Annotated in this window: 5 protein-coding genes and 1 tRNA gene; 2 read left to right on the plus strand and 4 right to left on the minus strand. The window is 58.6% G+C overall.

Translation table 11 applies throughout. From position 1 onward, the window contains the following. Positions 1-532: 532 nt before the first annotated feature. Complete coding sequence (locus HMPREF1546_RS00720) at positions 533-1,525, plus strand: site-specific integrase (protein WP_301546157.1); 993 nt, start codon at positions 533-535, stop codon at positions 1,523-1,525. Next, entirely contained in the window at positions 1,525-1,704 is a 180-nt protein-coding gene (locus tag HMPREF1546_RS17965; protein ID WP_083490933.1) for a hypothetical protein, read from the plus strand. The genes HMPREF1546_RS00720 and HMPREF1546_RS17965 overlap by 1 nt, the downstream gene beginning before the upstream one ends. Here the strand turns inward: HMPREF1546_RS17965 and HMPREF1546_RS00725 are convergent. The 4 genes from HMPREF1546_RS00725 to HMPREF1546_RS00740 all read right to left on the minus strand — a co-directional run bounded on the left by HMPREF1546_RS00725 (position 1,683) and on the right by HMPREF1546_RS00740 (position 12,427). Continuing rightward, positions 1,683-1,758: transfer RNA gene (locus HMPREF1546_RS00725), tRNA-Pro, on the minus strand. The two genes, HMPREF1546_RS17965 and HMPREF1546_RS00725, sit on opposite strands and share 22 nt — an antisense overlap. A 184-nt stretch (positions 1,759-1,942) precedes the next feature. Further along, positions 1,943-10,321: a Cna B-type domain-containing protein gene (locus tag HMPREF1546_RS00730; protein WP_021750114.1), complete on the minus strand. Its 8,379-nt coding sequence runs from the start codon at positions 10,319-10,321 to the stop codon at positions 1,943-1,945. An 87-nt stretch (positions 10,322-10,408) separates the two neighbouring features. Continuing rightward, a complete protein-coding gene (locus HMPREF1546_RS00735) occupies positions 10,409-11,257 on the minus strand; it encodes a site-specific integrase (protein ID WP_021750113.1) in 849 nt (282 codons plus the stop codon). A 327-nt stretch (positions 11,258-11,584) separates the two neighbouring features. Further along, a complete protein-coding gene (locus HMPREF1546_RS00740) occupies positions 11,585-12,427 on the minus strand; it encodes a tyrosine-type recombinase/integrase (RefSeq protein ID WP_021750111.1) in 843 nt (280 codons plus the stop codon). Positions 12,428-12,466: the final 39 nt, after the last annotated feature.

Genomic DNA, 12,466 nt, shown 5'->3' on the forward strand with positions numbered 1-12,466 from the left:
GGAGAGATCCTCGGAGGGGTGAGATTCCCGTAGGACGTTGCCAAACGCCGATCCGTATGTCGCCCATCAGCTCGAGAAGTAGTGTCGAATAGAGCTGAGTAACAAGAAATAGATTTTATAAGTGTCCGCCTTAGAGTATGGTTTCACAAGAGAAGCAGAAAGCTTCAGAGGTCGAGACACGATTCGCGGGCCGGGGCCTACGAACTGGCCCACAGTAAAAGCTTCCCGGCTATGCTCGTCGGAAGTCGGATTGTCGTTCCAAAGGATCGGCTGTTGGCCTGGGTAGACCGGAAAGTGTCTGAACGGATTTAAAACAGGAGATGAGAAAATGTCCAATCGGAAAAACCGTGGAGATGGCAGTATTCGAAAGCGTGCAGACGGTCGTTGGGAAGGTCGTTATACGGCAAGCCGGAACGAGGAAACCGGGAAACTCATTTACAAAAGTGTTCTGGCAAGGACACAAGCCGAGTGTAAGCGGTAGCTTCGGGAAGCGGTTTGGAATCAGGAACATGAAGCAGCGCCACTGACCGGTTTGGCTCAGGAAACGCAAGGAGCTTCTGCGCCACAGATGAATTGTCAAGAGTACACAATCGCACAGTGGCTTCAGACCTGGTACGATCTCTATGCGAAGCAAAATATTCGAGAAAGCCCCCGGTTACAATACAGTTATTTTATAAATCATCTGGTGATCCCGCAAATCGGTGAAATTCCGTTGAGTCAACTGACCGGACTGCGTCTCCAGATTCTTTATCAAGACCTTCGTACCAATGGGAGGGTACGGTCTCAGAAGCGGATGGGTCCCGGTCTGAGTCCTAAAACGGTCCGCAGTGTTCATATGCTTCTGCACGCCGCATTGGAACAGGCGGTTCGTGCCGGTATCATTGCTAAAAATCCGACGATGGAGTGCAAACCTCCAAAACTGGAGCAGAAGGAAATGAAGGTCAACCAGCCGCAGCAGATCGGGAACTATCTGCAGGCGGCAGCAGAGCGAAACGTGCTGCCGATGTTCTTCCTGGAACTGACCACCGGCCTGCGCCGCGGTGAGCTGCTGGCCCTGCTCTGGAGCGATCTGGACCCACAGAACCGAAGCATCTCTGTGACGAAATCTGTCAGCCGGCTGAATGGAGAACTGGTGGTGAGTCAGCCCAAGACCCAGCATTCCATCCGGACGCTTCTGATCCCACAGCAGGCTGTGGATCTGTTGGTACAAGAACACAGTCAGCATCCGAATAATCCATATCTGTTCCCTTCCCCAACAACTGGAACCATGTACAGCCCTGAGACCGTGGCACGAATCCACAAGAGAATCCTTCGGGATGCCGGACTGGAGGACTGCCGTTTTCATGATCTGCGGCATACTTTTGCCACCGTGGCCCTCCAGAACGGTGTGGACATCAAGACGCTCTCCGGTATGCTGGGCCACTATTCATCTGACTTCACGCTGGATACCTACACCCATGTGACGCGGAAAATGCAGGAGGAAGCGGCAGAGAAAATGGGACAGTTTATGGAGATGAAGCTGTGATGAAAGCACCTGAAATCGTCCATTTTTTCCAGCTCCGTCTAATAGAAAATGGGTCAAAAAATGGGTCAGAAAATGGGTCAGAAAATGGGTCAGGGAAAATGAAGCCTCTAAAAAAGCAGAAAAAATCCGCCGATTTCACCAGAAATCAGCGGATTTTTGGTCCGAGTGGCGGGATTTGAACCCACGGCCTCTTGGTCCCGAACCAAGCGCGCTACCAACTGCGCTACACCCGGATAGCTGCCTCTCTTCCAGGGCACCAAGGCCCCGCAAAGCAACTTAGTTTATTATACGGAATTTTTTGGCCGTTGTCAAGTGTGGAAGTTGTTTCGATCCCTATCTCTCAGGACTGCGGCCCCAAGGCCGGGGGCACGGTATACGTGCCCCCGGTTTGATTGCCTCATTGGTTCAATGCTTTTTTCAGTCTCTCTTCCTGCCCTTCCGGCCCAGAATCACGATGGCTGCTGCGCCAGCCAGAGAGGCCGCCAGCAGTGCCAGATACAGCGCCAGCTGGGCAGTGTCTCCCGTGGGAACAGAGTCATCCGGTTCATCAGGGTGCCCCGGTTCGTCCGGCATATCAGTATCCGGGCTTTCGTCCGGGTCAGGGGTCGGATGCGGATCTGGATCCGGCATGGGATCGGGACCCGGGTCTGGATCCGGCTTGGGGTCTGGATCTGGATCCGGGTCCGGCGGCGGGGTCGTGTCGTCATAATTGATGATCAGCACTTCCGCCGTGTCTCCGAACGGGACCGTCCCGGGGTTGTGCCCCTCGACGCGGGTCCCATAGCCGTCCACACGCGCCTCTGCCACTGTGTAGCCGACGCCGGAGGGCAGGCCCTTGGCTGTCTTGCTCTCCCCGTCTTTCAGGGTAAATGCTGCCACGCCGTCCTGGAACGTCATATCCCCGCAGATGCCGTTGATGGACTTGTCGTCAAGCGTGACGGTGAAGGAGAAGTCCCTCTGCCGGTCACCGCTGTACACTTGCTTTTTGACGGTCAGGTTCCCCTTTCCGTTGATGACGTTCCATCCGTCCACCCGGCTGCCGTAGCCATCCACCGGCTCCTCCTGCACAGTGTAGGTGTACGCCCGGCCACTGTCGTCGTAGGCGGGCCAGCTGCCGAAATCATAGGTCCAGCTGCCGTCGGCGTTCGGGGTGACTTCCCGCTCGGCAACTTTGGTGCCGTTCTGCAGGAGGCTCAGCGTGATGGAGTTCGGACGGTCGTCCGCTCCATCACCCACCCAGGTCTTCCGCCCCTGGATGGCAATTTCCGTCTCCTTGCCGCCCAGTGTGTTGGTCAGAGCCAGCGTACCGCTCCCTGTCACAGTGTACGACTCCAGGTGTTCTTCCTCCACCCAGTAGGTATAGGGATTACCGCTGCCGTCCGTATCCGGCAGATGCTCAAAGGTGTATGTCCAGACATCGGCGTTTCCGTCCTGGGCATTTTTCGCGGACAGCGTCACTTCGCCTGCTACTTCGCCCTGGGCTGCCGGATCCGTTCTGCGGTAGAGGGTCAGCTTCAGCGTCTCCGGGCGAAGGCCCTGCGCGTCACTGTCATCCCGCCAGGTTTTGGAGACCGGGATGTCCGTATAGCCCCTGTTGGTGATGGCAGTGGTGAACGCCACCGTAGTTTCCGTCGGTTCTCCATGATCGTAGATCACTTCCATGTCCTCGTCCGGGGTTCCCTGTTCAATGGCGTAATAATAGTATTTCTGGTTCTGGCTGTTTACTTTGTCCAGCTCTCCGAAAATATGGCGCCAGTTATTGGCCGCAGACAGCTCTGCGGTCATGCCGGCGACCTGCTCCACTCCATCCACGCCGGTCTTCCCGATCAGGTTCTTGTCCGTGGTCCGCCAGAGTTCCATTGTGATCGGATGTTTCTTGGCATCCGCGGTGTGCCATTTCTTTTCCACTGTCAGGGATGTCACAGCTTTATTGGTGAATTGGAATTCAGGGTAGGTCCCATCCACATCGGTCTTGTTCTCCTTTTTCGTATCTCCCACCTGGACGTAGCTGCCGCTGACCGCTTCGGTCACGCGGTATTCTGTCTCGGAGTCGGGGTCCGGCAGATAGCTGCCCGGCATTCGGGCTGGGAGGTTCTCCCAGACGGCTTTCCACTCTGCGTACTCGTAATAGGGTTTGTCCAGATCAGGATCCGCAGTTCCATCCAGCGTGACGGATACAGCCGTCAGGGTCTTCCACGTATACGCCGGGCCCTCTGCCGGATTCTCCAGCGGAACCGCATATTGCAGGTGCAGGGTGACCTGGGCGCCCTCCTCGCCGGCAGGCATCCACGTCTTGCCGGCAAAGACCTTGGTGGTCTGCATGTCGTTGGCCGCTGTGGTGAGGAAGCCGTCGTCAGACTGCCCGCCATAGGTGTAGGCCGCCGTGTACGCCTCGTTGTAGGAATCTCCGAGCAGGACATAGCTGTTCAAATCGACTGCTCCGTTCGTCATTTGATATCCTGGCTCAAGCTCCACGGCGCGATAGGTGTACTCCCCTTCCGCATTCTGTTTCGGCAGGCCGGAAATCGTCATCCCTACCGACGATTCAACCGTGCCCTCTGTATCCGTTCCGGTGAGGGTCACTACCAGATCCTGCTTTTGACCGTTTTCGCCGGTCACCTGGACGGCTTCCCATGCTGCCGCTTCCCAGCCGACAGATAGATCCGTGGTCCGCTGAATCAGGAAGCTGGTCTCCCAGGTCTTGCCGGCTTCGTCTGTATCCGGACGGGTGCCATAGACGTTGTTCCGGTCGTTCGTCCAAATCTTCTGCACCTGCAGCGAGGTCGTCGCCAGCTTGTTGGTGATGGTGGTCGAATTTCCGGATTCCGTGTAGGTGTCTTCAATTCCCGTGAAAAGGCCGCCGCTGTCTGCAACAGTGTATGCGAACTCTTCACCGCTGGTATCGACTGTAATCGTCACGGCTCCGCCTTGATAAGCGATTTCCGTCTCCACCACGCGATAGGACAATTCCACAATACCGCCGTCCCCTGCCGGCATGACACGAGGCAGGTGGGCGAACGAGCCGCTCCACGAGTCGTAGATATGACCTGTCACTGTCTGCGAGAAATCCATGTCCATCCCCGCATCCTGCAGCTTTTGAGTAATTTCTTTGCTAAACATGGCAAAGTAGTCTCCGGCTCTCTGCCAGTTTTCATCCCCAGTTTTGACATACAGCTCAAAGGTGACGGACATCTCGCCAAGGTCCATGTAATCGGCAGTGATGGGCTCACCATCGCTGCCCACCCACCGCTTGGTGAAGGGGGCTCTGGTCTCCAGAGAGTTTTTCAGCTCCTTCATGTGGATGGTGTCACCGTCTGCGGAGTCCTCACCCGCTGTCCCATTGCCGGTGAAGTAATATTGGTACTGCTCATACGACGCTTCCTTCAGATCGGAGTTCAGCTCTTCCTTCACGGTGTACACCCACCGGGCGCCGTTGGGGGCCCACTTTTCCAGCTCCGTCTGGGGCTGCGCGGCGGGAGGCGTCTCTTCGGAGGGAACCCGGGAATCGGGGTCTCCGATCTGATCCGGATCTTCCGCGGGATCTGTCGATGTGGCCGGACCGCTGCCGGTGCCGCCATGTTCCCCATCCGCTGGATCGCTTTGCAGGCTGGTGGCACTGAGGGTTTCCTCCTGTGCGACAGACTGACCGTCCCCGTCTTCCGCCGGGGACGCCGGATTCTGCTCATCTTCCTCCCCATCTGCGGGAGACTCCGGATTCTGCGTATCCTCCTCGTCCGTGGGAGGATCGGCGGACTGGTTTTCCTCCTCCGGGGGCATTTCTGTGGGCGGCGTTGTCTCCTCTCCCTGGCCGGGGCCCGGTTCGGCGGGCTCTTCCGCAGAGATGCCGGGCTCTTCCGCATCCGGATCGTCCGCACCCCAGATCTGATAAGTCCACTTTCCGGTTTCTGCATCCTGGGTCCACTTGACGGTGTAGTCCTCGCCCTCTGTCAGCTTCTCCTCGATGTATGGGTCGCCCTGCCCCTCCTGGGCAGCGGCGCGGCGGGTCACAGTGAGCCGGATGACGGGGACCAATGTACCATCTTTCCCCTCTTCATAGGGGGCATCCGGACGCAGACCGAAGGCGTCGTGAAAGTCCTCCCAGGCTTTTTGGCCCGTGAGGGTGATGAACTCTGTCTGCACAGCCTTCCGGCTGTTCAGGAACGTGGCGTCGGCCTCTTCCCGCTCTTCATGGGGCAGCAGACCGCCGACAGTATATCCGCCCCCTGTGACGTCTTGGGCCTCCAGGTCGCCCGGGCCGCACCAGGTATCGTAGCCGCCCAGGAAGCTCCTGTCCTCCTCCACATGATAGAGGTACAGCGAGCCGTTGGGCGCATACTGCTCCAGGCCTGTAAAGGAAAGAACCGTTTCAACAGTTGTGCTGTCTCCTCGCTGCTGGTAAGCCGCCTCGACCTCCTCCGAGGACCAGATGGCCGTCCGCACCAGCTCCTGCGCGGAGGGCTGGCCGTTGTTCTGGATGTAGACCCGGTACAGATGGAAGCGCACGGCGGGATAGGCGATGGGCAAGTCATCTCCGCCCAAAGGCAGTTCCAGGATTTTTTTCACCGACAGACTGCCAGTCGGGCTGTGGAACACGTTCTCCACCTGGAAGGTGTTGGAGATCTCCTGTATATCAAACAGATCCAGCGATTCCTGGGGTCCCTCCCCGGCACCGTCCAGGGGCAGCCCGTTGGCGCCGGTGATGCCTTCCTCCCGGAGAACATATTCGTACAGCTTGCCTTCCTCCGTGTATTTGGGCAGCCTTGGCTGGTCTTCAGATTCCGGCCGGACGGTTCCGGCTCCGTCATCGATGATATTTTTCCCCTCATAAAGGAGCCGGAACGTATAGTTCTTCAGGCCGGACCAGTCCTGAACAGTCAGGGTCGCGATGGGGGCTCCGCCAAAGTCAAACGCCTCCCCGCTGCCCTGCACCCGCCGGTACAGTGCGAAGGTGACGTTGGGCAGGTCCACCGCCGGATAGCCAGCGGGCAGGTTGGTCCACAGCTTCCGTCCCTCAATGGCGACCGGCTTATTCAGGCGGTTGACGAAGGTACCATTTGCGTTCAGGGCATATTTGGCGTAAGAACTGCTGGCATCCTGAGACACTGGTGGGTTGACGCCGTCCAGGTTCGTGGTCTGCGCTTCGTAAGGCGCCTCCATCCCCGGGTCAGCTTCGTCACGTGTGCCCAGACAAGTTTCACCCGTCCAGTACTCCGCAATGGCGTAGTCAAAGTCGGAGGCGTTTACACTGGTGCGCTCCACCGCGGAGTAAGTGATCTTGTAACCCCAGTCGTCATACTTGGGCAAGTTCTCCAGCTCGGCCCGCCAGAAATACTGCCGGTCCGCAGATCCGTTATCCCCGGAGGCGGTGCCGGACTCCTCACCCGCGGGATCGCCTGCTCCCTCGGACGGCGCCTCCGTCTCCGGCGGGAGCAGGCCCTCGTTTGTCCAGCGGTAGCTGGGATAGATCAGTTCGGTTTCGATCCCGTCCTCAGCAGCAGAGGTATGCACAGTCCGGTAAATGTCCAGATAGATGTCCGGACGACTGCCGGAGCCATACATATAGATGTCGTACCACTGCTTGTACCAGACAGCGTCCGTTACGCCGGTGCGTTTGTTGGTGAGGGTGATCTTCTGCTCGTCATTCTTGTTTTCACCGTCATTTACCGTATAGGATTCTTCCTTTACAGAGCTTGTGTATGTATTCCACAGGGCATAGACCTCCGGAGAAATGGTCCGCAGCTGATCCAGCGTGATCTCATTGCCGCCGTCCAGCCAGACCTCCTCCACGGTATAGCGCACCACTGTGCCGTTGGTGTCGTACTTGGGAAGGTTCCAGAAGTCAAGGGAGTTGGACTTCGTATCTGCCGTGAGAATCGGCTGAATAGAGGAAACCCGCCTTTCGCTTCTGTCTTGAATCTGTACATCCCCGCCGCCCAGGTTCACATAGCCAAATCCATCTTTCTGATAGATTTTAAATTGTCCTTCCGTATCATCGCTGGCGGCGATCTTCAGCTTCACGGCCAGAGTGAGGCCGGGGGTGTTCTCCAGGGCTGCCTGGAGTTCCCCCACGCCGTCTCCGCCGCCGTCCCGCCAGTCCTTGGTGACGGTCAGGTCCACATTGCCCAGCCGGCGGTTGGTGACGGTGCAGACCGTCTCACCCGCGATCTCCTCGCGGTCGTATGTAGCTTCATAGGCATGGTTTTTGCCGGGGACAGTGTCGCGGGTGATTCCGGGAGCGTTGATCTCTCCCTCGGTCGGGGCGCCTTCGGTTCCAAGAACCGCAATCGCTCCGATTTTGGTCTCCCGGATGTAGACCTGGTCCGGCGTAAGTTCTCCAATGCCGGCCCATGCGTACCAGATGGGATCTCCGTCCTCCTGGGATTCGCCCAGCGTGACGAAGGTAATCGCCTGATCTCCTTCTTTGCTGTACACCGTCACTTCCACTGGCTCCCGGTGGGCGGCGTCGCTGTCGTCCACCCAGTTCTTCTGGACCAGGATCCGATGGCTTCCTCCCGGGCCGTTGGTGACGATGGTCGTATAGTCTCCGGTGCTGCTGTCGATGGAGGTTTCATAGGTGGGGTTCCCGTTCTCCTCCAGGATCAGGTATTCATACCGGCGCCCCTCTTCGTCATACTCCGGGAGGTTCTGGAGCAGGGCTTTCCATGCCTCAGAAAACTGAATGGAAATTTCACCGTCGATCGCATCTATGAATGCGTTTTCCTTCGTGAAATCAACATTGACGGTCCCACCTGCATCCATTGTAAAGGTAAGAACCTTGCATGTTTCTGTCAGAGACTGTTCGCCGATGGTACGGTACAGGGCGAAGGTCACCTGCCCCTCTTGGACGCCGCTTTCCCACTTCTTTTCCACCGTATAATCTATCTGGTTGCTGACGGCATTGGTGATCTCGGTGGTGCTGCCGTTCTCCACATCGGTCACACGGTACTTTGCATCTCCCCGGCTGCCGCCGCCGGACAGGGTAAACGAGTTGTTGTCCAGAAGATTTGTTTCATTCTCGCCCTGGTAAACCGCCGACTCCATCCAGCGGTACTCCAGCTCCCGGCCCTGGTTGTCGTATTTGGGCGCGCTGGCGCTGACGGACAGGCCGCCCAGGTTCTCCGCCGTAAATTTTCCCGTTTCCTCCGTTCCCAGCGTTTCGGTGATCCCCGTGTCTTCCCAGGGGTCCTCACTGCCCACCGGCCGGGCCTGGAGCGTCAGCTCCACCCGGACATCCTCCAGCGCCGACTGGAAAGCCGCCGCTTTCCAGATCTTGGTCGCATTAACCGTCACCGTGCCGGAGAGCTTGTTGGAAAGGGTTCCCCCGTTGTAGAGGTATGTATTGTTCGTCTCCCGTGCAAAGTCTGCATCCTCGCTGGTCAGTTTTTTCAGCGTACCGGAATCCTCGTCCAGCGCCCAGATGATGTCCGTCACGCCGCCGTCTTCCCCCACCGCGCCGAATACCTGGGTGTAGTCCCCCGCATGCTCACCAGTGAGATACTCCCGGACCACATAGATATACTCGTAGCCCTCCGAGTCGTACTTGGGCAGCTCTGCAAACTGAATGTCCTGTTTCTCCTGCCCGTTGAGCGGGACCGTCAGAATGCTGCCCCCATCATCCCGGACGGGCGCGGCCGTTGTGTAGCTCTGCCCGGCTCGGTAACGCCACAGCTGGAGTTCACCTGCCGGGCGGTGATCCGGATCCGCCGCGTCCTCCCAGACTTTGGAGGCCTGATAATCCTTTACGCCCGTGAGCGTCAGGTACAGGCTGCCGCCGTCATAGAGCTTCCCCACCTCTGTGCCCACGTTGGGCGTGCTGGAGTTGTCGTAGGAGATCTGGAAGTAGTCGCCCTCGGGCAGGGCACCCGCCGCGATGCCGTCGGCGGCGTCCAGCCGGCCGTCGCCTTTTCCGTCTCCCTCCCTGGTCTCCTCTACCGAGTAGTTGATCCGGCTGCCGTCCAGGTTGTACTTCCACAGACCGCTGACGGTGACGGTGCCGCTGGTGGGGTTGTCCGGGTCTCCATCAGGGTCCTCTTCTATCTTCATCTGATCCTTCATCTCTGCCAGCAGCCGGCGGAGGGAGCTTGCCGTATAGTTGGTGTCCACCACGAAGTCAAAGCTGTTGTAAATGGCTTCTGCGATGCCTTCCGCGCCGCCCAGATTACCCCAGCGGAGCTGAACGCGGAAGTTGAATTCGTCCTCCAGCACATAGTACCAGCCGTAGTTGTCCCCGGCGGAGGGATATTCCGACACATTGCCGTTGTTGACCTCTACCGGGCTGTAGCCGTCAACCCCTTCGGACGGTCCCATGATCCACTCTACACGGGATTCTGTTGAGGTCTCCCCGCCGTAGCCATCGGATGTTGTGGTTTCGATCGCTTCCGGCAACACGCCGGCCGGGACGGAGACCGTATAGGTGTTGTTCCCGTTGTCAGCCACCGTCATTCTCGGCATAGCGGACAGGCCCACCCCGGAGAGCGTCGACTCCTCCCCGCCTTTCAGCTCAATCCATTCCCCGTTGTCGATCCGGAACCACAGCGACGGCTGATACGCATTCGCCCCGGGACGCACTCCGTCCTCATTGTTGTTATCCACCCAGTAGAGCGTGTTCTCTTCAAATGCCCCGGCGGCATACCAGCTTGTCACCGTCACCACCGTATCTGCGTAAATCACAGGCACCAGGGTCAGACACAGTACCAGTGCCAGCAGCCCGCTGACCAGCCGCCGGCCTCCCTTCTTCGGAAACTTTCCCTTTGGGAGCCGCCCCCGCTCCCGGACTCTCTTGCCTCGATACAGCATAACCCCTCACCTCATTGAAAAATTGTTCACACACATATCCAGTGCGTCCCTATCGTCCACGCCCCTGCTGCGTCGGCTGGGCAGGACTCAGCTGCCCTGCTCCCAGCCCACAGTCAGCTGCTCCTCTTCCAGCATCCGCTCGTGGGCCTGCTCGGCCAGTATCTGTACACTGTCCCGAATGCGTTCCTGCGTGACCTGATACAGCCTGCGCAGACAGCGGGGGTTGCTCTTGTCCCCATCCACCCGGGCATCCCTGCACAGAGTCCGGATCTCTCCGCTCACCTGGGTCCTCCGCATGGGGCGGCCGCTTCGGGTGACGAATACCGGCCCCGCAGTGATCCCCACCCGCCGGAGATAGACTGCCAACTCCTTCTGCAGACAGGCAGGAATCAGGACGTACTGCGCTCTGCCGTCACAGGCGGTCAGAACACGTCCCTCCTCCACCGCCCGGACCGTCACCCGGTTCAGCTCACTTACGCGGATCCCTGTCAGGGCAAAGACCTTCACCATCAGATACGTACGCTCCCGGCCCAGATTCCGGGCTGTGGCCAGCAGGCGCAGATACTCAGTCCGGCTCAACTCCGGCTGGATCTCCTCTTCGGTGTCCAGCTGGCCGATCAGCTGCAGATCCCGCCGCCCCAGATAGGCCAGCAGCCCATTGGCGGCGGACACATGGGTGTTGGCTGTACCGGGCGAGTAGCCTTCCCGCAGCAAGGCGGCGCGCCAGAGCTCCAGTGTGTCTGCAGCCACCCGCTTGTCCTCCGGAAGAAAGTGGTAAAACGCCTCCAGCTTGGGGCGGTAGACCTGGATCGTCTCCCGCCGGCGGCCCCGGGCCGCCAAGCTGTCCAGATACCGGCAGACTTCTTCCCAGGTAACTGTCAGCTCCGCCGGCGCCGCGGTCCTGTCCTGTAGTGCCGTTTCCATCGCCTCACGCATTGGGCATTCTCTCCTCTCCAAAGCCGCTTTCACTGTCTGAATGCTTTCCAAATATCTCCTCCGTATCCATCTCTTTCCGATTTACAACAGAACAATGATTCTGTTGTAAACCTGTCATCGGCTGGAAATACGGTGCCAGAGCACGAAGAGTCGGTTTTGGCCGAAACGGCTCCTTTCCCTTTTGGGCCGCAAAATTGGAATCCTCAAAAAATCCAAACCGCAAAAAAGGACATTGCTTTTGTGGTTTTTTTGTTTTATACTAACTATATTCCAATGTATGTAGTGGAGAGAGCTTTGTCGATTTACAACAGAATCATTGTTTTGTTGTTAAACGATCAGCCGCATTTTTTCCAGAATCTGTTCATGGGCCCTGGCGCTCACTGCCACATAAATCCGGGTTGTCTCAATGGAGGAATGGCCCAGAAGGTCCGCCAGATGCGCCAGATCCTTCTCCTGTTCATAAAAGCACTTGGCGAACAGGTGCCGCAGATTGTGCGGGAATACCTTTTCCGGCATCACGCCGGCCTCCCGGCAGAGGGTTTTCATTTCATGCCAGATGTTGCTGCGGTCCAGGGGCCGCCCGGTGCGGGTGCGGAACAGGGGCCCCTCCTGGATATCCTGCGCCCTGGCATACCGCCGCAGGCGTTCCGCCAGTTCCTGCGGCAGCAGGACGGTCCGGCACTTTCCCTTCAGCCGGATCTCCGTCCGGCCAGCACGCAGGGCCTCCGCCGTGATGAAGCGCAGTTCGCTCACCCGGATACCGGTGGCGCAGATCGTTAGCATCGCGTGGTACAGCCGCTGGTTCTTGCGCCCCTTGGCAATGGAGAGCAGCCGGCGGTACTCCGACTCCGTCAGGTCCCGCTGCTCCTCCCGAAACGCCCGCCGCTGAACCTTCAGCAACTTCACCTCGCAGCGCTCCGCTCCGCAGAACCGCAGATACGCGTTCACAGCAGAGAGCTTGTTGTTGACCGTCAGAGCCCTGTACTGCTGCTGCAGGCGCTCCCGGTATGCCAGAACACCCGCCTTGGTCACCGGGGCGCCGCACAGAGCCAGTCGCAGCTGTTCCGCCTCCTGCACGTATTTTTCCACTGTGGCACGGGCCTTCTCGTTTTCCACCAGAAATTCCCGGAACGCGGAGATAGACTGTCCTGTGAGCGTGATTTCTTCCATCTTGACTCCTCCCAAATCCGCCCGCACAGACGCGGGTAT

This window comes from Oscillibacter sp. KLE 1745 (assembly GCF_000469445.2).
Lineage (GTDB): Bacteria > Bacillota > Clostridia > Oscillospirales > Oscillospiraceae > Oscillibacter > Oscillibacter welbionis.

Excerpts from the sequence above, each read along its gene's own strand:
- HMPREF1546_RS17965 (WP_083490933.1), top strand. The coding sequence starts at position 1,525 with ATGAAAGCACCTGAAATCGTCCATTTTTTCCAGCTCCGTCTAATAGAA.
- HMPREF1546_RS00730 (WP_021750114.1), bottom strand. The coding sequence starts at position 10,321 with ATGCTGTATCGAGGCAAGAGAGTCCGGGAGCGGGGGCGGCTCCCAAAG.
- HMPREF1546_RS00735 (WP_021750113.1), bottom strand. The coding sequence starts at position 11,257 with ATGCGTGAGGCGATGGAAACGGCACTACAGGACAGGACCGCGGCGCCG.
- HMPREF1546_RS00740 (WP_021750111.1), bottom strand. The coding sequence starts at position 12,427 with ATGGAAGAAATCACGCTCACAGGACAGTCTATCTCCGCGTTCCGGGAA.